The following is a 22,572-nucleotide window of genomic DNA, read 5'->3' as shown; positions in this document are numbered from 1 at the left end:
AACCTGAGTCGTGTCGCCGCAAGATCTGGGCGTGGCGTCAACGTGGCGTTGACAGCGCCCGGACGGCGTCGGCGACCGCCCAGGCCCGGGCCGGCACCCGGTCCGGCCCGGCCGCGGCGAGGTCGGCCACCACGTGCCGGGCCAGTGAGTGCAGCGGGCCGGGCGGCGCGTCCAGGGCCGCGGTGACGGTGCGCCGCACCAGCGGAGCAGCGGCGAAGCGACCGTCCCAGCGCCGGTCGGCGGCGATCCACCGGTCGAGTTCCGCGACGGCGGCGCGGAGAGCGGCGGCCCGGGGGCCGAAGGGCGCGTCGCCGGCCGCTCGCCGGACCCGGGCCGCCGCGGCGAGCCGCTGGCGCCGCTGCTCGGCCGCCTGCCGGCTGGCCAGGCCGAGCACGGTGGCAATCTGAGCCCAGGTCGCCCCGGCGTGCCGGGCCCGGTCGATCAGCGTCAACTCCTCGTCGTCGAGCCGCGCCCGGGCGGCGGTCACCTCGGCGAGCCGGTCCAGTTCGGACGTCATGTGTCAACGATACGTTGACAGGCGGCGCCCGGGCGTCCGCCGAGGACGTCGGAGTGGCCCCTTCCACCCGGCGCGTTCACCCGGTAGAAACAGTTCCGATCCCCCGTCGTCGATCCCAACCACCGCACGACTCGTTCGGAGAGCGCTCTCTCACTTCCGCCACCTCCCGAGAGGACGAACGCATGACCACCCACGGCACACGACGGCGCGGACGCCGGGCCCTGGTGCTCGGTCTCGCGCTGGCAACCGCCGTCGCCGCCACGGCGCCCGCCGCCACCGCCGGCCCACCACGTCCGGGCACCCCCGACTTCGGCCCCAACGTGACGATCTTCGGCCCGGGCACCCCGGTCAGCGAGATCCAGGCCACCATGGACGCCCGGCACGCGGCACAGGTCGACGCCGAGATGGGCAGCGCCCGGCACGCGTACCTGTTCCTGCCCGGGAGCTACGGCAGCGCCGAGCAGCCGCTGCAGGTGAAGGTCGGCTACTACACCGAGGTCTCCGGCCTCGGTGCCGTCCCCACCGACGTCCGTCTCAACGGCAAGATCGAGGTCTACAACCGTTGCCTCGCCGACGGCGGCGCCGGCAACTGCATCGCCCTGGTCAACTTCTGGCGTACGCTGTCGAACCTGTCGTTGTCGATCAACGCCACCGGCCAGGACGACTGCCGGTCCTCGGCGAACTTCTGGGCCGTCTCACAGGCGGTGTCGATGCGCCGTCTCGACGTCAGCGGCGGCACGTTGTCGCTGATGGACTACTGCACGGCCGGCCCGCAGTACGCCAGCGGCGGCTTCATCGCCGACTCGCGGCTGCCGGACGTCGTCAACGGCTCCCAGCAGCAGTGGCTGACCCGTAACAGCGAGGTCGGCAGCTGGTCCAACGCCGTGTGGAACCAGGTCTTCGCGGGCGTCGTCGGCGCCCCGGACGACGCCGGCTTCCCGGACCCGCCGTACACCACGCTCGACACCACGCCGCTCAGCCGGGAGAAGCCGTACCTGTACGTGGACGACCGCGGCCGCTACCACGTCCGGGTGCCGGCCGTCCGGCGGGACACCCGCGGCATCTCCTGGGGTGCCGGCCTGACCCCGGGCCGCAGCATCCCGATCCGCGACTTCTTCATCGCCAAGCCGGGCGACTCGGTGCACGTGATCAACCGGGAACTCGCCCGCGGCAAGCACCTGCTGCTCACCCCCGGTGTGTACGACGTCGCCCGCAGCATCGAGATCCGGCGCCCGGACACGGTCGTGCTCGGGCTCGGCCACGCCACGCTGACCGCCGTGAACGGCGCGGTGCCGCTCGACGTCGCGGGCGTGCCCGGCGTCGTGGTGGCCGGGGTGACCGTGGACGCCGGGCTCCGGGAGTCGCCGGTCCTGCTGCGGGTCGGCAGCCGGCACGGGCGCAACCACAGCACCGCGCGCAACCCGATCACGCTGTCCGACGTGTACTTCCGGGTCGGCGGGCCGCACATCGGCCGGACCCACACCGCGCTCGAGGTCAACAGCGACCACGTCCTCATCGACCACACCTGGGTGTGGCGGGGCGACCACGGCGTCGAGGGCTTCACCGAGGGCGTCAACGGTGACACCGACCGCTGGCGGACCAACACCGGCCGGTACGGCGCGGTCGTCAACGGCGACCACGTCACCGCCACCGGGCTGTTCGTCGAGCACTTCCAGCGCTACAACACGGTGTGGAACGGCGAGCACGGGACGACGATCCTCTACCAGAACGAGCTGCCGTACGACCCGCCGACGCAGGCGGACTGGATGAACGGCGACGTCCAGGGGTGGGCCGGCTACAAGGTCGGCGACCGGGTGCGGCACCACACGCTGCACGGCGGCGGGGTGTACGTGTTCAACCAGAACAACCCGTCGATCCACACCGAGAACGGCTTCGAGGTGCCGGAGCGACCCGGTGTGCGGCTGCACCACGTGATGACCGTGAACCTAAGCGCCGGCACGATCGACCACGTGGTCAACGGTGTCGGTGCGGCGGCCGACACCACCCGCGTCGGCGCGCCGGTCTACCTCGCGGAGTACCCGATCCCGTGAACCGGCGGCGTGGGGCCGGAGTGACCTGCTTCGGCCCCACGCGGGACCGACCGTGGCTCGGGCCGAACAGCGGCTCGGGCCGCGGCTCGGGCTGAACAGCGGCTCGTGGGCGGTGTGGGCCCGACGTCGCCGACGGCCGCCTTTGGAGCTGAGCAGTTCACGATGTCAGCCCTGGGTCAAAACCCGTCCTCCAGGTATCGAATCTGACCGCGGCACCGAACCGCGACGCGGGCACCGGTCCGACGCCGGCCAGCGGCGTGATCCGGGACCCGCACGGTCAACCGGTGCGCGGCGTAGGCACCGGCCCGTCGACGTCGGCATCGATCAGAGCGCGCCGAAGCGGCTCGCCTCGGTGTAGGACTGATCGCGTCGCCGGAGCGGAGACCCGGCGCAGGACCGACCGCGCCACCGAAACGAAAACCCGACGCAGGACCGACCGCACCCCCGAAACAGCGGCTCGGGCCGCGGCTCGGGCTGAACAGCGGCTCGCGGGCGGTGTGGGCCCGACGTCGCCGACGGCCGCCTTTGGAGCTGAGCAGTTCACGATGTCAGCCCTGGGTCAAAACCCGTCCTCCAGGTATCGAATCTGACCGCGGCACCGAACCGCGACGCGGGCACCGGTCCGACGCCGGCCAGCGGCGTGATCCGGGACCCGCACGGTCAACCGGTGCGCGGCGTAGGCACCGGCCCGTCGACGTCGGCATCGATCAGAGCGCGCCGAAGCGGCTCGCCTCGGTGTAGGACTGATCGCGCCGCCGGAGCGGAGACCCGGCGCAGGACCGACCGCACCGAAACCAAAACCCGACGCAGGACCGACCGCGCCACCGAAACCAAAACCCGACGCAGGACCGACCGCACCCCCGAAACGAGGACCCGGCGCAGGACCGATCGCGTCGGCGTAGCGGGAAGTCCGTGCGAGCCGGCGGGCGCGATCCACGCGCGACATCAGCTCCAAAGGTGGCTACCCCACACCTACGCGCCGCAGGCGGCGCGGCAACGGAACTTGCCGGCAACGCAGCGACCGCCGAGCCGCGTCCGCAGCCGCGCCGGCACCCGCGCCCAGCGACCCGGTCGCCCCTGGTCCCGGCCCGCGAAGACCCACACCACGTGCCGGTCGACAGCGCCGACGAGGGAGCGGTCAGCTCCGCACGTACGCGAGCGGGACAGCTCCGGGACCGCCGGGCCAGGTGCCGGTGAGGACCGCGCCCGCCGCCGTCGCGTCGCCGGCGACCCGGCGCACGACGGCCAACTCGACGCCGTCGGTGACGATCACCGTCGGGTCGGCGTCGTCGACCCGGCGGATCGCGCCGGCCGCCGGCACGTCGGCCCGCCCGTCGACCGCGACGGTCATGAGCGCCGCGCGGACCTCGCGGACGCCGCCGACCTCGAAGTACTCCTCCGCCTGGCCGGCGTCGCCACGGAGAACGTCCGCCAGCACGGCGGCGTAGACCGGGTCACCGCAGCCGTCGTACGCCCAGCGTCGGCCCAGCACCGAGTGCTCGGCGGTGCCGACCAGCCACGGCTCCCCGCCGGCCAGGGGCGCATCGCGGTAGGTCAGCGGCACCTGGAGGACCGGCCCGGCGCCGGCGCGAACGAGCAGGGTCTCGACACCCACCGCGCCCGCCGGGTCGTCGAAGCGGTACGCGGCGACGCGGGTGACCTCCGCGCCCGCGTCCCCCGCGAACCAGGCCCGACCGGGCAGCCACCCGGCGAGGAGTTCGAGCTTGTTGGGCTTCAGGTCGGCACGGTGCAACAACGCCATGCGCGGCATCGTATCGGGACTGCGTCGGTTGATCACCGCGCCGGAGGACCCGGCACTCCGGCCGGCCGGCTGGCAGGATGGCCGGGTGGATCTCGACTCGGGCGCCGGCCTGCTGCACCGGCTCACCTCGTACGTGCCGGACCGCGAGTGGGACGTGCCCGCCGACGACCCGCGCGTCCGCCACGACCTCGTCCCGAACGACCCGGCGACGCTGCCGCCGCCGATGAAGGCGTACGCCGGGAACCTGCCCGTCGTGGCGTTGCCGCGCGAACTGCCCGACCCGGGCGTGCCGGCGACCGCCGTGCTCGCCGGCGCTCTCGGCCCGGCGCGCCCGCTCGACGCGGCGCAGCTCGGTCGCGTGCTCTTCCTCGGCGCCGGCGTGGTCCGGACCGCCGAGCGCAACGGGCGTCCCGTCCTCTTCCGCGCGGCCGGCTCGGCGGGCGCCCGCTTCCCCCTGGAGCTCTACGCGAGCACGCGCGGCGTCGCCGGCGTGCCCGACGGCGTGCACTGGTACGACGGCCAGCGACACGCCCTCGTGCAGGTCGCGCCGGCCGCGGGCGGGACGGCCACCACGCTCGTCGTGACCGGCGTGCCGTGGCGGACCGGCTGGCGGTACGCGGAACGCGGCTGGCGGCACCTCTACTGGGACGCCGGCACGCTGCTGTCCCAGCTCTCGGCCGCCGCGGCGAGCGCGGGCCACCCGCCGGCACTGCGTTCGCTGTTCCCGGACGCGCAGATCCGCGGGCTCGTCGGTGCGGACGGCGTCCACGAGTATCCGCTCGCGTTGCTCACCCTCGGCGCCGGCGTCCCCGCCGTCGAGCCCGCCGGCCCAGCCGCCACCGGCGACCTGCCGCCGGTGGAGCTGCCGCTCTGCACCACCGCGCAGCGCGCCGGCGAGCGGGCGGAACTCGGCGACCCCTGGCCGGCCGGCGACACCCTGGCGGACGTCCCGGAGTCCGACACGCTGGACGAGGTGATACGCCGACGCGGGTCACAGCGCCGGATGGACCGCTCCCGGACGCTGCCCCGCCGCACGCTGGAGTGGTCGATGAGCGCCGCCCTGCGCGGCGTGGCGGTGCCGCACTGGGTGGCCGTCCACGGCGTCGACGGGGTGCCACCCGGCCTCTACCGCTGGCCCGACCTGTCGGCGCCGTTGCGCACCGGCGACCTCCGCGACGACTTGCTCCGCGTCTGCCTCGACCAGGGTCTCGCCGCCGACGCCGGGTACGTCGTCATCGCCGCCACCCGCGCGTCCGTCCTCGACGACCGGTCCTACCGGGACGCGCAGCTCGCCGCCGGGCTCGTCGAGGGCCGGCTGCACCTCGCGGCGTACGCCCTGGGCGCCGGCGCCTCCGGGATGACGTTCAACGACTCCGCGGTGCCGGGCCTGCTCGGCGAGCCGGACGACCTGGCCGCGCTGCTCTTCACCTGCGTGGGCGTGCCCGAGTACGCGTCCCGGCCGGGTGGCCGGCCCGGCGAGCCGGTCGAGGTCCGCCCGGTCCGCCCCCGCATCGGCGGCAGCTGACCGCTATCGGATGGCCACCGCCGCCGCCGGCCGCGTAGAGTGCCGGGCATGAGTGGCTCCGCCGTCCCCAGCAACCGGCCCCGGTGCGCCGTGCGGGCGGGTGTGGAGCGACGTCGACGTTCGGCGGCTCGCCTGCGAGCCACGACCGCCTGAGCCGACGTCACCTGCGAACGGGCGGATCGACCCGCCCGGTCCCCCCCTCGGAGCCGTCCGTCGATCCGTCCGGATTCCCATCCGGCGACCCGCCTTTCGGCGCGGGTCCGAACGAGATCGGCAGACCCGATGGATCTGGAGAAGTTGCTGTCCGACCGGCTGGCGCCGGCGTTCGCCGCGGTGGCGGGCAGTCCCGTCGACCCCGGCGTGCGCCGCTCGCAGTACGCGGACTTCCAGTCGGACGCGGCGCTCCCGCTGGCGCGGCGGCTCGGCCGTGCGCCCCGGGACGTCGCGGCCGAGGCCCTGGCCGGGGCGGACCTCGCCGACCTGTGCGCCACGGCGGAGGTGTCCGGTCCCGGCTTCATCAACCTCACCGTCGCGGACGCCGCCCTCGGTGACCTGGTGTCCGGCCTGGCCGCGGATCGGCGCCTGGGCGTCCCGGTCTGCGACCGGCCGGAGACGGTGGTGGTCGACTACTCGGCGCCGAACGTCGCCAAGGAGATGCACGTCGGGCACCTCCGCTCGACCGTCATCGGCGACGCGGTGGCCCGGCTGCTCGGCTGGCGGGGCCACCGGGTGGTTCGGGCCAACCACCTCGGCGACTGGGGCACCCCGTTCGGCATGCTGATCGAGCACCTGCTCGACCTCGGCGAGGACGAGGCGGTCCGGGAGCTGTCGGTCGGCGACCTCGACTCGTTCTACCGGTCGGCGCGGGCGAAGTTCGACGCCGACGACGACTTCCGGGAACGGTCCCGGTCCCGGGTGGTCGCGCTGCAGGGCGGTGACGAGCGCACGCTGCGGCTGTGGCGGGTGCTCGTCGCCCAGTCCACGGCGTACTTCCTGCGCGTCTACGACCGGCTCGACGTCACCCTGGCCGACGCCGACTTCCGGGGCGAGAGCAGCTACCACGACCTGCTCGCGCCGGTGGTGGACGAGCTCGACCGGCTCGGCCTGCTGACCCACAGCGGCGGCGCCGCCTGCGTCTTCCCGCCCGGCTTCAGCGGGCGGGACGGCCGCCGGCTGCCGTTGATCGTCCGCAAGGCCGACGGCGGCTTCGGTTACCCGGCCACGGACCTGGCCGCGCTCCGGCACCGCACCGGCGAGATCGCCGCCACCCGGCTGCTGTACGTCGTGGGCCTGCCCCAGCGGCAGCACTTCGAGCTGGTCTTCGCGGTGGCCGCACTCGCCGGCTGGCTCCCGGAGGGCACCCGGGCCGAGCACGTCGGCTTCGGCTCGATCCTCAGCACGGACGGGCGGATGCTGCGCAGCCGCAGCGGGGACTCGGTGAAGCTCGCCGCACTGCTCGACGAGGCGGTGGCCCGCGCCACGGAGCTGGCCCGCCGGAAGAACCCCGACCTGGGCGAGGTCGAGGTGGCTGCGGTCGGGCGGGCGGTGGGGGTCGGGGCGGTGAAGTACGCCGACCTGTCCACCGACCGCAACCGCGACTACGTCTTCGACTGGGACCGGATGCTGTCGCTGGACGGCAACACCGCCCCCTACCTCCAGTACGCCTACGCCCGGATCCGGTCCATCTTCCGGCGGGCAGGCCAGCTCCCGCCGCCGGCGGCCACGGTGCGGCTGACCGACCCGGCGGAGCGGGCGCTCGCGATGGAGCTGACCGGCTTCGCGGCGGTCGTCGGCGCCGTCGAGCGGTCCCTGGAGTTCCACCAGCTCGCCGGGTACCTGCACCGGCTCGCCACCACGTTCAGCGGCTTCTACGAACGCTGCCCGGTGCTGGCCGCCGCCGCGCCGGTACGCGACAGCCGGCTGCTGCTCTGCGACCTGACCGCCCGGGTGCTGCGGCAGGGCCTGCACCTGCTCGGCATCCGCACTCCGGAACGGATGTGAGCGCGGGGTCCGCGCGCGGGCCGAAACAACCAGGTGGTGTCGGGAACGCCGCGTTTCTACCCCTCGACCGGGGGTAGGGCGTTCAGGGCACGTTCCCAGCAGCCCCGATGGAGGAACCCGCCCAGATGGATGCCAGCAAGCCCGCCAAGGCGGTCAAGGACGTCGTGGAGGCCGCCGCCGAGAAGTTGACCGACGTTCTCACGCCCGACGTGCCCGGCGCGCCGGGCAGCGCGCCCCCGACCGTCGAGGAGCCGACCACCCCGCACGACCCGCTGCCACCGAAGAAGGAGCAGGGCGCCCCCGAGACCCGTACCCCGACCGGCGCGGAGACCGGGGCACCGGCGATCGCGAAGGGCCAGCAGGGCGCGTACCTCACGACCTCGCAGGGCGCGCGGCTGCGGGACACCGACCATTCGCTCAAGGCGGGGCCACGCGGGCCGATCCTGCTCCAGGACCACCACTTCCGCGAGAAGATCACCCACTTCGACCACGAGCGCATCCCGGAGCGGGTGGTCCACGCCCGCGGCACCGGAGCGCACGGCGTGTTCACGAGTTACGGCACCGCCGAGGCGCTCACCCGGGCGGGCTTCCTCGGGAAGGGACGGGAGACCCCGGTCTTCGTCCGGTTCTCCACCGTCCTCGGCTTCCGCGGGTCGGCCGACACGGTCCGCGACACCCGCGGCTTCGCGACGAAGTTCTACACCGACGAGGGCACCTTCGACCTGGTCGCCAACAACATGCCGGTCTTCTTCATCCAGGACGCCATCAAGTTCCCGGACATCATCCATGCCGGCAAGCCCCATCCGGACCGGGAGATCCCGCAGGCGCAGAGCGCGCACGACACGTTCTGGGACTTCGTCTCCCTGCACACCGAGGCGCAGCACCACACCATGTGGAACATGTCCGACCGGGGCATCCCGCGTTCGTACCGGACGATGGAGGGCTTCGGCGTGCACACCTTCCGGCTGGTCAACGCCGCCGGGGAGACGGTGCTGGTCAAGTTCCACTGGAAGCCGAAGCTCGGCGTGCACTCCCTCGCCTGGGAGGAGGCCCAGTTGCTGAACGGCATCGACCCGGACTTCCACCGCCGGGACGTGTACGACGCGATCGAGGCGGGCGCGTACCCGGAGTGGGAACTCGGTCTCCAGGTGTTCCCGGACACCCCGGAGGAGACGTTCGCCGGGATCGACCTGCTGGACCCGACGAAGATCGTCCCGGAGGAGCTCGCGCCGGTGCAGCCGGTGGGGCGGCTGGTGCTCAACCGCACGCCGACGAACTTCTTCGCCGAGTCCGAGCAGGTCGCCTTCCACGTCGGGCACCTGCCGCCGGGCATCGACGTCACGAACGATCCGCTGTTGCAGGGCCGGCTCTTCTCGTACGTCGACACGCAGCTCACCCGCCTGGGCGGCCCGAACTTCTCGCAGATCCCGATCAACCGGCCGCACGCCCCGGTCAACGACCTGCTGCGCGACGGCTTCCACCAGCACGCCGTCCACGCGGGAGTCGCGCCGTACCGGCCGAACTCGCTCGACGGCGGCAACCCCTTCCCGGCCGGCGACGCGGAGAACGCGTTCGTCGACGTGCCGGTGACGGTCGCGGAGGCACCAAAGGTACGCGCGAACCCGGTCTCGTTCGACGACCACTTCAGCCAGGCGCGCCTGTTCTGGCTGAGCATGTCGCCGGTCGAGAAGGAGCACATCATCCGCGCGTACACCTTCGAGCTGGGCAAGTGTTACCACCAGGCGATCAAGGAGCGGCAGCTCCAGTGTCTGGCCAACATCGACCCGGTGCTGTGCGCGCAGGTCGCCACCGGCCTGGGCCTGCCCGCCCCGGCGCCGACCGTTCCGCTCGCCGACGTCGCGCCCAGCCCCGCGCTGTCGCAGGTGGGCCGGGTGTGGCCGGCCGACGGTCGGATGGTGGGGATCGTCGTGGACCCCGACGGCGACCTCGACGGCGTCGGCGCGGTACGCGAGGCGGTGTTCGCCGCCGGCATGGTCCCGCTGCTCGTCGCCCCGCACGGCGGCACGGTGGCCGGCCTGCCGGTGCAGCGGACCTTCGCCACCGCCCGGTCGGTCGAGTTCGACGCCCTGCTGCTGGCCGGCGCGCCGGCACCGGCGCCGGACGCGCTGCCCGCCCGGGACGCCAAGGCGGGAACCACCGACACGGTGATCGTGGACCCGCGGGTGCTGCTCATGGTCGAGGAGGCCTGGCGGCACGCCAAGGCGATCGGCGGGTGGGGCGCCGGTGAGGCCGTGCTGCGGCAGGCCGGGGTGACCGGTACGCCCGGTGTCGTCACCGGCGACACCGCCACCGACGTGCTGAGTGAGGTGAAGCAGTTGCTGGCCGCGCACCGGACCTGGGAACGGTTCCCCACCTCGGTGGCCTGACCCGACCGGTCGGGAGGCCCGGGCCGTCCCGGTCCGGGCCTCCCCCGTTGGGCGGCCCCGAGCGCTCCGGTGGCTCGCACCGGGACGGGCGGCTCCGGCCGGTCAGGCCGCGACGAGCACCGAGGCGAGGACCAGCAGCGAGCAGACGATCTCGATCATGCCGACCTGCGCGGGCCGCAGCCCGCGCGGCGGCAGGAGCCGGGCGCGGATCAGGAGCACCAGGAACACCGGGGCGAGCAGCGGGTCGAGCAGGGCGGCCGCGACCAGTGCCGCCAGGTGGTAGCCGACCGACCAGCGCAGGTAGCGGGCACTCCCCCGCTCCCGGATCATCGTCTTGACGTAGAGGACCGTGCCGGTCAGGTAGAGCAGCAGGGCCACGAACGCGGGGACGACCCGCGCCGGGGGCACGCCGGCGACCGTGGCCACGACGAAGACCAGCAGGCAGCTCTGTGCCACCGAGGCGAGGTCGTTCAGCAGCGCCCGCTCGCGCCGCCGCCACGCGTACCCGGCGTTGACCGCGAGCAGCACGGCGAAGGCCGGCGCATACCACAGCGCCGCCGGCCGGGCCAGCACCACCGCCGCCGCGAGGGGCGTCGTGACCAGCGCGTACGCCCGGAGCTGCGCGGCGAACCGGCGCGGCCGCCGGCTCTTGACGGCCTGGAAGACGTAGTACGACAGCAGGTAACCGCCGAGCCAGGCGCCGAGCAGCGGCAGGTGCGGCCAGCGCGGCCCGACCAGCACGACCCCGACCAGGTACGGCAGCAGCAGCATCGCCCAGGCGCCGTGCTGTGGCGGCAGGTAGCGGCGAACGGCGCGGCGGCGATTGACCGGCCGGACGGCGGGGGCGGCGGCGGTGGTCATGCCGGCGGGGTGACGTCGGGCGGGAGGGACAGGCGCACCACGCAGGCGGTCGGCGCGCCGAACGGTTCCAGCACGGCCTCGTTGGGCGGGGCGCCGGCCTGCTCCAGGACGCCACGGACGACGCCCACGTGCAGCCCGCAGATGGCGTCGGGGTTGCGGCCCACGAGTTCGAGGAACGGGCAGGTGGACAGGTGGATCTCGGTGCGTCCGTCGGCCGTGGGGTGCAGGCTGGGGTCGAAGCCGAGGCCGCGCAGCACCGTGATCAGCGTGTCGACTGGGTTCCCGCCCGCAGGTGTCGCCGCGGCGAGGTGGCGCCCCCAGTCGTGGCCGGCGCGGGCTGCCTCGGCCCGGACGTCACCCCGGCCGTGCCGGGCGAGGTGGTCGAGGAGGGCGGCGGCGAGGGCGCGGTAGGGCGCCGGGGCGGGGGTCTCCTCGGTGGCAACCCGGTAGCGCCACGCCGGCCGGCCCGGCTGTCCGCCGCTGGCGCGTGCCTTGACGAGCAGGCCGGCACCGACCAGCCGGTCGAGGTGGCTGCGGGCGGTGGAGGGGTGCAGACCGGTCCGTTCGCTGGCCTCGGCGATGGTCAGGCCACCGCCGGCGGCGCGCACCAGCTCCAGGATCGAGGCCCGGCTCGCGGTGCCGAGGGCCCGGTGCCGGGTGGCGTCGATGACCTCCCCACTCGGCCCTGTTCTCGGGGTTTTCACGCTAAATAACGTTACAACGAAGAACGCCGCCAAAACCACGGAGGGTGTCCTGTCACACTCCTGCCGATCAACGCCTGGGACCGGATCATCCGCCCGTCAGAGTGGCTGAGCACAACTCCGGATGATCTCGGGACCTTCGGCCCGGTTGTCGTCCGTCGTCCCTCGGCACGATGGCGACAGGGTGCCGCTCGGGTTGCGCCCAGACAAGATCCGGGCCACGGTGGGCAGCACGTCACGACCGAGGGAATGAGGCGTATGTCGCGAGCGACCGAGAGCGCCCAGCGGGCCCTGCTGGGGGTGGGCGGCCTGGTGCGGCGGGCGGAGGTTTCCGCCGACGGACGGACGTTGCACCAGGTCGGCGGCCGGGAGGCGGACGCGTTCTATCGGGATCGTTGGTCGTATGACAAGGTGGTGCGCTCGACGCACGGGGTGAACTGCACGGGGTCGTGTTCCTGGAAGGTGTATGTCCGGGACGGGATCATCACGTGGGAGCAGCAGCAGACGGACTATCCGAGTGTCGGGCCGGACCGTCCGGAGTACGAGCCGCGCGGCTGCCCCCGGGGCGCCGCCTTCTCCTGGTACACGTATTCGCCCACGCGGGTGCGGTATCCGTACGCGCGGGGTGTGCTGGTGGAGATGTACCGGGAGGCGAAGCGTCGGCTGGGGGATCCGGTGGCGGCGTGGGCGGACATCCAGGCGGACCCGCGGCGGCGGCGCCGCTACCAGCGGGCCCGCGGCAAGGGTGGTCTGGTGCGGATCTCCTGGGACGAGGCGCTGGAGATGGTCGCCGCCGCGCACGTGCACACGATCGGCGAGTACGGTCCGGACCGGATCGCCGGCTTCTCGCCGATTCCCGCGATGTCGATGGTGTCGCATGCGGTGGGTGCGCGGTTCATCTCGCTGCTCGGCGGGTCGATGCTGTCCTTCTACGACTGGTACGCGGACCTGCCGGTGGCCTCACCACAGGTGTTCGGCGACCAGACCGACGTGCCGGAGTCCGGTGACTGGTGGGACGCCTCGTACTTCGTCATGTGGGGCTCCAACGTCCCGGTGACCCGGACGCCGGACGCGCATTGGATGGCCGAGGCGCGGTACCGGGGTCAGAAGGTCGTCGTGGTCAGCCCGGACTTCGCCGACAACGTCAAGTTCGCCGACGAGTGGATGCCGGCGCAGCCGGGTACCGACGGCGCCCTGGCGATGGCGATGGGGCACGTGATCCTCAAGGAGTTTTTCGTCGACCGGCGCACCCCGCGCTTCGTCGACTATGTACGCCGCTTCACCGACCTGCCGTTCCTGATCACGCTGGAGCCGGGGGCGGGCGGGGCGTACCGGCCGGGGAAGTTCCTCACCGCCGCGGACCTCGGTGAGACCGACCGGGAGGCGGCGTTCCGGCCGGTGCTCTGGGATTCCGCGACCGACGCGCCGGCCGTGCCGCGCGGCAGTCTCGGCCACCGCTGGGGCGCGCAGCCCGGCCAGTGGAACCTCGACCTGGGCGACCTGGAGCCGGCGCTGACCTGCCTCGGCGCGGGTGAGCCGGTCGAGGTCGAACTTCCCCGCTTCGACACCGACACCCCGCAGGTGCTGCGCCGGGGCGTGCCCACCCGCACGGTGCGGCGGGCCTCCGCGAGCGAAGAGATCATCGTGACCAGCGTCTTCGACCTGCTGCTCGCGCAGTACGGGGTGGCCCGCGACGGGCTGCCCGGGCAGTGGCCGGCCGGGTACGACGACGTCGAGGTGCCGTACACGCCGGCGTGGCAGGAGCCGATCACGGGTGTGCCGGCGGCGCAGGTGGCGCGGGTGGCCCGGGAGTTCGCCGACAACGCCGAGCGCTCCGGCGGCCGGTCGATGATCCTGCTGGGCGCGGGGACGAACCACTGGTTCCATGCCGACGCCACCTACCGGGCGATCCTGGCGCTGACGACGCTGACCGGCTGCCAGGGGGTCAACGGCGGCGGCTGGGCGCACTACGTCGGGCAGGAGAAGTGCCGGCCGGTCACCGGGTGGCAGCAGCTCGCGTTCGGGCTGGACTGGGTCCGCCCGCCACGGCAGATGATCGGCACCGGCTACTGGTACGTCCACACCGACCAGTGGCGCTACGACACGTACTCCGCCGACGTGGTCGCCTCCCCCACCGGCAACGGCGCGTTCGCCGGGAAGCACACGATGGACCTGCTGGCCCAGTCGGCCCGGCTGGGCTGGATGCCGTCCATGCCGACCTTCGACCGCAATCCGCTCGACCTGGCCGACGAGGCCCTCACCGAGTCGCCGGACGACCCCGCGGGCTGGGTCGCCGAGCAGGTCGGCCGGGGCGACGTCCGGTTCGCCTGCACCGACCCGGACGCGCCGCAGAACTGGCCACGGGTACTCACGGTGTGGCGGGCGAATCTGCTCGGCTCGTCCGCCAAGGGCAACGAGTACTTCCTGCGCCACCTGCTCGGCACCGACGCGAACCTGCGGGCCGAGGAGGCGCCGGCCGAGCTGCGCCCGCAGGACGTCACCTGGCGGGACGAGGCCCCGGAGGGCAAGCTCGACCTGCTGCTGAGCCTCGACTTCCGGATGACCTCCACGACGCTGTTCTCCGACGTCGTGCTGCCGGCCGCCACCTGGTACGAGAAGCACGACCTGAGCAGCACCGACATGCACCCGTTCGTGCACGCGTTCACCCCGGCGATCAACCCGCCGTGGCAGACCCGTACCGACTTCGACGCCTTCCACGGCATCGCGAAGGCGTTCTCCACGCTGGCGGCGGGGCGCCTGGGCGTGCGGCGGGACCTGGTGGCGGCGCCGCTGCTGCACGACACCGCCGACGCGATGGCGACCCCGCACGGCCGGGTACGCGACTGGGCGACCACCGGCGAGACCCCGGTGCCGGGCCGGACGATGCCGAAGCTGATGGTGGTCGAGCGGGACTACGGTGCGGTCGCCGCCAAGCTGGCCGCGCTGGGCCCGATGCTGGACACGCTCGGCACCAGCGGCAAGGGCGTGTCGGTGGACGTCCGGCCCGAGGTGGAGTACCTGCGCCACAAGAACGGTGAGATCCGGGGCGGCGCGGCAGACGGGCGGCCGTCGCTGGCGACGGACGTGCACGCCTGCGAGGCGATCCTCGCGCTGTCCGGCACCACGAACGGCCGGGTGGCCACCGCCGGCTTCCGGGACGTGGAGAAACGCACCGGCGTACGCCTGGCGGACCTGGCCGCCGAGCACGAGGGCAAGCAGATCACCTTCGCCGACACCCAGTCGCGTCCGGTGCCGGTGATCACGAGTCCGGAGTGGTCGGGTAGTGAGCATGGTGGGCGGCGCTACTCGCCGTTCACCATCAATACCGAGCGGCTCAAACCGTGGCACACGCTCACCGGGCGGCAGCACTTCTTCCTCGACCACGACTGGATGCAGGAGGCGGGTGAGGCACTGCCCGTGTTCCGGCCGCCGTTGGACATGCACAGGCTCTTCGGCGAGCCGCGACTCGGCGCCAACGGCGAACTGGAGATCACCGTCCGATACCTGACGCCGCACTCGAAGTGGTCCATCCACTCGGAGTACCAGGACAACCTGATCATGCTCACCCTCTCCCGGGGCGGGCCGACGATGTGGATGAGTGAGGCCGACGCGGCGAAGATCGGGGTGCGGGACAACGACTGGATCGAGGCGGTCAACCGCAACGGTGTCGTGGTGTGCCGGGCGGTGGTCAGCCACAAGATGCCCGAGGGCACGGTCTACATGTACCACGCCCAGGAGCGGGTGATCGACGTGCCGAAGGCCGAGGTCAACGGCCGGCGCGGCGGCATCCACAACTCGCTGACCCGGCTGCTGGTCAAGCCCACCCACCTCATCGGCGGGTACGCGCAGCTGTCGTTCGCGTTCAACTATCTCGGGCCGACCGGTAACCAGCGCGACGAGGTCACGGTGATCCGCCGCCGCTCGCAGGAGGTGCGGTACTGATGCGGGTGATGGCGCAGATGGCGATGGTGATGAACCTCGACAAGTGCATCGGCTGCCACACCTGCTCGGTGACCTGCAAGCAGGCGTGGACCAACCGGTCCGGGGTCGAGTACGTGTGGTTCAACAACGTGGAGACCCGCCCCGGCCAGGGCTACCCGCGCACGTACCAGGACCAGCAGCGCTGGCAGGGCGGCTGGGTGCGCACCCGCTCCGGGCGGCTCAAGCCGCGCGCCGGCGGGCGGGTGAAGAAGCTGTTCAGCATCTTCGCCAACCCGAAACTGCCGTCCATGCGCGACTACTACGAGCCGTGGACCTACGACTACGAGCACCTGATCAGCGCACCGGCCGGTGACGACACGCCGGTGGCCCGCCCGAAGTCGCTGCTCACCGGCCAGGACACGAAGATCACCTGGAGCGCCAACTGGGACGACTCGCTCGCCGGCGGCAACGAGGTCGCCGCCGGTGACCCGGTGCTGGCGAAGGTCTCCGACCAGATCCGGCAGGAGTACGAGAAAACCTTCATGTTCTTCCTGCCGCGGATCTGCGAGCACTGCCTCAACCCGTCCTGCGCCGCGTCCTGCCCGTCCGGGGCGATCTACAAACGCAGCGAGGACGGCATCGTCCTGGTCGACCAGGACCGCTGCCGGGGCTGGCGGATGTGCATCACCGGCTGCCCCTACAAAAAGGTCTACTTCAACCACCGCACCGGCAAAGCCGAGAAATGCACCTTCTGCTTCCCACGCATCGAGATCGGCCAACCCACCATCTGCTCCGAAACCTGCGTCGGCCGACTGCGCTACCTGGGCCTCATGCTCTACGACGCCGACCTGGTCACCCAGGCCGCCGCTGTCAAGGACGAGCACGACCTGTACGCCGCGCAGCGCTCGGTCTTCCTCGACCCGCACGACCCCGCGGTGGTCACCGCCGCCCGGGCCGCCGGCATCCCCGACGACTGGATCGAGGCCGCGCAACGCTCCCCGATCTGGGATCTGATCATGAAGTACGAGGTGGCCCTGCCACTGCACCCGGAGTACCGCACCATGCCGATGGTCTGGTACATCCCGCCGCTGTCCCCGGTCGTGGACGCGCTGCGCGACACCGGGCACGACGGCGAGGCGGCCGGCAACCTCTTCGGTGCCATCGACGCGCTGCGGATCCCGGTGGAGTACCTCGCCGAGCTGTTCACCGCCGGCGACCCGCACCCGGTGCGGGCGGTGCTCAACCGGCTCGCCGCGATGCGCGCCTACCAGCGGCGGATCAATCTGGGCGAGGCGCCGGACGAGTCGATCGCCGCCGCGGTCGGCATGACCGGCGCCGAGATGGACGACATGTACCGGCTGCTCGCCATCGCCAAGTACGAGCAGCGGTACGTCATCCCCACCGCGCACGCCGAGGACGCGCACCGGCTGGAGAAGATCGCCACCGAGTGCAGCCTGGACTACGAGGGCGGCCCCGGCATGGGCGGCGGCGGCCCGTACGGGCAGGGGCCGTTCGGCGAGTCCTCCGGCAACCCGGTGCCGGTGCAGGTGGAGACGTTCCACATGCTGCGCGACCGGCAGACCTCCGAGGGGTTCGTCGACCCGGGCGACGAGCCCCGCCGGGTCAACCTGCTCAACTGGGACGGCAAGGGCACACCCAAGGGCCTCTTCCCGCCGCGCCGACCCGAGTCCGACCGGGTGAACGGGGGCCAGCCGTGAGCCGGCCGTCCTGGCGGCCGGTGGCCGCCCGCGCGGCGTCCCTGCTGCTGCGCTACCCCGACGAGGAGGTCCTGGCGGTCCTGCCCACGATCCGGGCCGCCCTGGACGGGCTGCCGGCCGAGGTGGCCGGACCACTGCGGGAGGTCGTGGCCCACCGCGAGTCGACCCCACCGGGCGAGCTGCGCGCCGGGTACGTCCAGCTGTTCGACTTCCGGCGACGCTGCTGCCTGCACCTGAGCTACTACACCTGCGGCGACACCCGCCGCCGCGGCGAGGCGCTGGTGGGTTTCGCCGCCGTCTACAAGCGGGCGGGTCTGGCTCTGGTCGACGGTGAGCTGCCCGACTTCCTGCCGGCGCTGCTCGACCTGGCGGCCGCCGACGAGAGTGGCTGGCGGCTGCTGCGGGACAACCGCGTGGGCCTCGACCTGCTGGTCGAAGCGCTGGGACGGGAGCGGTCGGTATACCGGCACGCGATCGTCGCGGTCCGCGCGATGCTGCCGCCCGCCCGGCCCGCCGACCTCGCCGCCGCCGCCCAACTGGCCCGCACCGGCCCGCCGGTGGAACAGGTCGGCCTCGAACCGTTCGGCCTCGTCAACACCACCGGAGGTCGCCGGTGAGCGCGGGGAACGCGGCGCAGCGGAGTGCCGCAGTCGCGAACGAAAGGTGGCACCGGTGAACACCGTGAACGTGCTGCTCTGGGTCGTCTACCCGTACCTGGCGCTGGCCGTGCTGGTCGGCGGCCTGATCTGGCGCTACCGCTACGACAAGTTCGGCTGGACCACCCGCTCCTCCCAGCTCTACGAGAGCACCGTCCTGCGCTGGGGCAGCCCGCTGTTCCACTTCGGCGTGCTGATGGTCCTCATCGGTCACGTCGGGGGCCTGCTGGTGCCGAAGTCGTGGACCGAGGCGGTCGGGATCACCGAGCACACCTACCACCTGATGGCCGTGTTCATCGGCACGGTCGCCGGCTTCTGCACCCTGATCGGCCTCGGCATCCTCATCGCCCGCCGCCGGCTGACCGGCCCGGTCTTCGCCGCGACCACCCGCAACGACAAGGCGATGTACGTGGTCCTGACCGGGGTCATCGTCCTCGGCCTGTGGTCCACGGTCCGGGCCAATGTCACCGGCCCCGGCTACGACTACCGGGAGACCATCTCGCCGTGGTTCCGGTCGCTGTTCTACCTCAGCCCGGATCCGGAGCTGATGGCCGGTGTGCCGGTCGGTTTCCAGATCCACGTCGTGGCGGCGTTCGCGCTCTTCGCCTTCTGGCCGTTCACCCGGCTGGTGCACGCCTTCAGCGCGCCGGTCGGCTACCTCACCCGCCCGTACGTCGTCTACCGCAGCCGGGACGAGCGCCCCGGGCTGCGCCCGGCCCGCCCCGGCTGGGAGGGGCCGCCGACGCCGCCCAGCCAGCGCGGCCGGCGCGCCCGCTCGACCCGGTGAGGATGGAGGCAGCGCGATGACCACCGCCCCGCGGGACACCACGCTCGCCACCGATCCCGCCGCGTCCACCCGGACCGGCCCCGGGGCCGCCCTCCAGCTCACCGTCGCCACCCTCGGCTTCCTGGTCAACTTCTGGGCGTGGGCGCTGCTGGGGCCTCTCGGCCCCGGCATCAAGGAACGGCTCGACCTCGGCTTCGCCGCACAGTCGCTGCTGGTCGCCGTACCGGTGGTGGTGGGCTCCGTCGGCCGCGTCCCGGTCGGCGCCCTCACCGACCGGTACGGCGCCCGGGTCGTCTTCCCCCTGGTCACGCTCGCCACGATCGTGCCGGTGCTGGCCCTGACCGTGGTGTCGTCGTACCCGGCGCTGATCGTGGCCGGCTTCTTCCTCGGCATCGGCGGCACCGCGTTCGCGGTCGGCGTGCCCCTGGTCTCCGGCTGGTATCCGCCGGCGCGGCGCGGCTTCGCGATCGGCGTGTTCGGCATCGGCACCGGTGGCACCGCGGTCGCCAACTTCACCACCGTGCGGCTGGCCGACGCCTACGGCGAGGACGCGCCGTTCCTGCTGGTCGCCGCGATCCTGGCCGGGTACGCCGGGCTGGCGTTCCTGCTGCTGCGCGACGCGCCCGGACGTGCCCGCCCGGCGGGCACGCTCTGGCGGCGGCTCACCGCGGTCGGGCGGCTGCCGGTGACCTGGCAGCTGTGCTTCCTGTACGCGGTGGGCTTCGGCGGCTTCGTGGCCTTCAGCGTGTACCTGCCCGCCTACCTGCGCACCGAGTACGGGCTGGAGCCCGCCGACGGCGCGCTGCGTACCGCCGGTTTCGTGGTGCTGGCCGTGCTGGCCCGGCCGGCGGGCGGGTGGCTCTCCGACCGGCTGCACCCCGTGCCGGTGCTGGTGTGGTGCTTCGCCGGGGTGGCCCTGTTCGCCGTCGTGCAGGCGTTCGCGCCGCCGCTGATGCCGGTGGCGACGGTCGCGTTGCTCGGCCTGGCGGCGCTGCTCGGCGCCGCCAGCGGCGCCGTGTTCGCCCTGGTCGGCAAGGTAGCCCCAGCCGACCAGGTGGGTGCGGTGACCGGGCTGGTCGGCGCCGCGGGCGGGCTGGGCGGCTTCGTGCCGCCGCTGGTGATGGGCTGGGTGTACGACATCGAGGGCTCGTACGCGATCGGCCTGATGCTGCTGTCCGACGTCGCGCTGGCCGCCGCGGTGTTCACCGCGGTCAAGATGGCCGGCCTGGCCCGGCGGGAGGCCTGACGGCACGATTCGGGGAACCGGCCACGGGGTAGGGAAGCCCAGGTGGATCCACATGTCGACGACGACCGCGCTGGCGGCGTACCCCGGTCACCGGACACTCCGGCGGGCCGGGCCCGGCGGCGCAGGCGCCTCCCGATCATCCTGGCCGTGGTCGCGCTCCTCCTGGGCTCGGGTCTGCTCGCCGTCGCCTACTACGTCGACAGCGTGCCCACTCCCACCGACCTGAAACTGCCCGAGTCGACCGCGGTCTACTACGCCGACGGCCGGACGCCGATGGCGAAGCTCGGCACGGAGAACCGCACGATCGTGCCCTACGCCGAGATGAACGACTCCGCCAAGCAGGCCATCGTGGCGGCCGAGGACCGCACGTTCTGGACCAACGAGGGCATCGACTTCGCGGGCGTGCTGCGCGCCGCCTGGGCCAACCTCACCGGCGGGCAGCGGCAGGGCGCCTCGACGATCACGCAGCAGTACGCCCGGGTGGCCGCCGACCTCAAGGGCGTCACCTACTCACGCAAGGCCCGCGAGGCGGTCATCGCGTGGAAACTCGACGACAAGTACAGCAAGGAGGAGATTCTCGGCTTCTACCTGAACACCGTGCCGTTCGGGCGGGGCGCGTACGGGATCGAGGCCGCCGCGCAGGCGTACTTCGGCAAGACCGTGCGCCGTGCCGCGCCGGCCGAGAAGCAGCTGACCCCGGCCGAGGCGATGGTGCTCTGCGCGATGGTGAAGCAGCCGGAGGCCGACCCGGACGACCCCGAGGGTAAGCCCGGCTACGACCCGATGCGCGGACCGACGGCCCGGCAGAACTCCATCGACCGGTGGACGTACATCCGCGACGGCATGGTCGAGCTGGGTTACCTGTCGGCGGAGGAGGCGGCGAACCTGGCGTACCCCGACACGGTGAAGCCGTTCGACCCGGACGTGGACGGATCCGGCCTCGATCGGCCGACCGGCCTGGTCGTCAACCATGTCCTGAGCGAGCTGCGGCAGACCGGGCCGTTCAAGGACAGGCCCGCCGACTACGTGCGCAACGGCGGGTTCAAGATCGTCAGCACCATCGACAAACGGGTGCAGGACGCCGCCGAGGCGGCCGCCGACATCCGCCGCGACACCGCTCCGGAGGCGGTCCGTGGCCAGCCGAAGAACTGGCAGGCGGCGCTGGTGGCGGTCGAGCCCGGCTCCGGCCGGGTGCTCGGCTACTACGGCGGCAACGACGGCGCGGGCGCCGACTACGCCGGCTGGTACCGCGACGAGAACGGCGCGGCCCGCGGCTTCGGCCAGCACCCGCCCGGGTCGTCCTTCAAGGTGTACGACCTGGCCGCGGCGGTCCGGGACAAGATCTCCGTCAAGCAGCGTTTCCACGCCCCCGACACCAAGGAGTTCCCCAGGTCGGGGCGCACGAAGGAGAGCGCGGCGGGCCCGATCCGCAACGCCGAGCAGGCGCCCTGCCAACCGAACTGCGAGCTGTGGGAGGCCACCGTCGCCTCGCTGAACGTCACCTACTTCGAGCTCACCGAGAAGCTGGGCACGGCCAAGGTGATCGACATGGCCAACCGGTCGGGCGTCGAGTCGATGTGGGCCAACCCGAAGGGCGACGCCCCGGCGCAGCGGGTCGACCTTCGCGAACAGGGCGCCGAGGAGGCCGCCCGGCACTTCTCCACCGAGGTCGGCATCGGCCAGTACGGCATCACCGTCCAGGACCACGCCAACGGGATGGCCACCTTCGCCGCCGGCGGCAAGCGGGCCGAGGCGCACTTCGTCCGGTCGGTGAGCAAAGGCGACGACGAGATCCTCAAGGAGCGCCTCACCCAGAGCGACGTGGGGCTCGACCAGGAGGCGATCGCCCAGCTCAACTGGACGTTGCGGCGGGTCAGGGCGGCCGAGCTGGACAACGGCTGGGACTCGGCCGGCAAGACCGGCACCTGGCAGGCGGCCGAGAGCACCACCAGGAACGTGCACACCTGGATGGTCGGCTGGACCGGCGCCCTCGCCGGCGCGGTCTGGCTCGGTACCACCGACGGCAAGCCGTTGCGGACGAAGGACGGCAGCTACGACGTCTACGGTTCCACCGGCGCCGGGCCGATCTGGCGGCAGTTCATGGAACAGGCCACGGCGGCGCTGAAGCTCGACCCGGACCGGTACCGGTTCGCCGAGCCGAAGTTCCCGGACGACGCACCCGCCAGGTCGGCCGAGCCGAAGCCGACGGAGGCGGCACCGACGGAGACGAGCGCGCGGCCGACCCCGAGCGTCTCCCGGCCGACCTGCGACCCCGAAGGGTGCGCCTCGGCGACCCCGACCGCCGAGCCCGAGCCGACGCGCAGCCCGACCCGGTCACCGCGGCCGAGCCCGTCGGGAAGCCTGGAACCGTCGCGCGATCCGGGCTGACCGGCCAGCCAAGACGATTTTCATCAATAAGCGCTGGTGATAAACTCCCTG

At 72.9% G+C, this 22,572-nt stretch carries 14 protein-coding genes; 10 read left to right on the top strand and 4 right to left on the bottom strand.

Annotated features, from left to right (window positions below; genetic code table 11):
* Positions 1-37 precede the first annotated feature (37 nt).
* Positions 38-517 (bottom strand): hypothetical protein, encoded by a 480-nt coding sequence (locus tag EV376_RS14630; RefSeq protein WP_130323610.1) that lies wholly within the window; start codon positions 515-517, stop codon positions 38-40.
* Between the two features lie 182 nt (positions 518-699).
* Here EV376_RS14630 and EV376_RS14625 point away from each other — a divergent pair, with 182 nt between their 5' ends.
* On the top strand, positions 700-2,568 hold the full coding sequence (locus EV376_RS14625) for an adenylyl cyclase (RefSeq protein ID WP_130323608.1): 1,869 nt from the start codon (positions 700-702) through the stop codon (positions 2,566-2,568).
* A 1,138-nt stretch (positions 2,569-3,706) separates the two neighbouring features.
* Here EV376_RS14625 and EV376_RS14620 read toward each other — a convergent pair.
* The gene (locus EV376_RS14620; protein ID WP_130323606.1) at positions 3,707-4,330 is read right to left on the bottom strand and encodes a CG0192-related protein; all 624 of its coding nucleotides are present in this window, start codon (positions 4,328-4,330) and stop codon (positions 3,707-3,709) included.
* Positions 4,331-4,415: 85 nt separating this feature from the next.
* Between EV376_RS14620 and EV376_RS14615 the strand changes: the two genes are divergently transcribed.
* The 3 genes from EV376_RS14615 (at position 4,416) to EV376_RS14605 (ending at position 10,243) form a co-directional block, all read left to right on the top strand.
* The gene (locus tag EV376_RS14615; protein WP_486482633.1) at positions 4,416-5,855 is read left to right on the top strand and encodes a nitroreductase family protein; all 1,440 of its coding nucleotides are present in this window, start codon (positions 4,416-4,418) and stop codon (positions 5,853-5,855) included.
* Positions 5,856-6,137: 282 nt separating this feature from the next.
* On the top strand, positions 6,138-7,856 hold the full coding sequence (argS, locus tag EV376_RS14610) for an arginine--tRNA ligase (protein WP_130323604.1): 1,719 nt from the start codon (positions 6,138-6,140) through the stop codon (positions 7,854-7,856).
* Positions 7,857-7,981: 125 nt separating this feature from the next.
* On the top strand, positions 7,982-10,243 hold the full coding sequence (locus tag EV376_RS14605; RefSeq protein ID WP_130328660.1) for a catalase: 2,262 nt from the start codon (positions 7,982-7,984) through the stop codon (positions 10,241-10,243).
* Positions 10,244-10,345: 102 nt separating this feature from the next.
* Here EV376_RS14605 and EV376_RS14600 read toward each other — a convergent pair whose 3' ends face one another.
* Both EV376_RS14600 and EV376_RS14595 read right to left on the bottom strand, forming a co-directional pair.
* The gene (locus EV376_RS14600) at positions 10,346-11,104 is read right to left on the bottom strand and encodes a YwiC-like family protein (protein ID WP_130323602.1); all 759 of its coding nucleotides are present in this window, start codon (positions 11,102-11,104) and stop codon (positions 10,346-10,348) included.
* Positions 11,101-11,808 carry a helix-turn-helix domain-containing protein gene (locus EV376_RS14595; RefSeq protein WP_130323600.1) on the bottom strand — a complete coding sequence of 236 codons (708 nt, stop codon included), beginning with the start codon at positions 11,806-11,808 and terminating at the stop codon, positions 11,101-11,103. Before EV376_RS14595 ends, EV376_RS14600 begins: the two co-directional genes overlap by 4 nt.
* A gap of 255 nt (positions 11,809-12,063) precedes the next feature.
* Here EV376_RS14595 and EV376_RS14590 point away from each other — a divergent pair, with 255 nt between their 5' ends.
* Genes EV376_RS14590 through EV376_RS14565 form a run of 6 tightly spaced genes read left to right on the top strand, consistent with a single transcriptional unit; the run spans position 12,064 to position 22,521 of the window.
* Positions 12,064-15,747 carry a nitrate reductase subunit alpha gene (locus EV376_RS14590; RefSeq protein WP_130323598.1) on the top strand — a complete coding sequence of 1,228 codons (3,684 nt, stop codon included), beginning with the start codon at positions 12,064-12,066 and terminating at the stop codon, positions 15,745-15,747.
* A complete protein-coding gene (gene narH / locus EV376_RS14585) occupies positions 15,747-17,444 on the top strand; it encodes a nitrate reductase subunit beta (RefSeq protein ID WP_130323596.1) in 1,698 nt (565 codons plus the stop codon). Before EV376_RS14590 ends, narH begins: the two co-directional genes overlap by 1 nt.
* A complete protein-coding gene (narJ, locus tag EV376_RS14580) occupies positions 17,441-18,061 on the top strand; it encodes a nitrate reductase molybdenum cofactor assembly chaperone (RefSeq protein ID WP_130323594.1) in 621 nt (206 codons plus the stop codon). Before narH ends, narJ begins: the two co-directional genes overlap by 4 nt.
* 55 nt (positions 18,062-18,116) lie before the next feature.
* Positions 18,117-18,887, top strand: a complete 771-nt coding sequence (gene narI, locus EV376_RS14575; protein ID WP_130323592.1) for a respiratory nitrate reductase subunit gamma — start codon at positions 18,117-18,119, stop codon at positions 18,885-18,887.
* A 16-nt stretch (positions 18,888-18,903) separates the two neighbouring features.
* Positions 18,904-20,133, top strand: a complete 1,230-nt coding sequence (locus EV376_RS14570; protein WP_130323590.1) for an MFS transporter — start codon at positions 18,904-18,906, stop codon at positions 20,131-20,133.
* A gap of 42 nt (positions 20,134-20,175) precedes the next feature.
* Entirely contained in the window at positions 20,176-22,521 is a 2,346-nt protein-coding gene (locus tag EV376_RS14565) for a transglycosylase domain-containing protein (protein WP_130323588.1), read from the top strand.
* Positions 22,522-22,572 lie beyond the last annotated feature (51 nt).

It is taken from the genome of Micromonospora sp. CNZ295, assembly GCF_004217535.1.
This window is presented reverse-complemented; position numbering and strand designations above follow the sequence as displayed.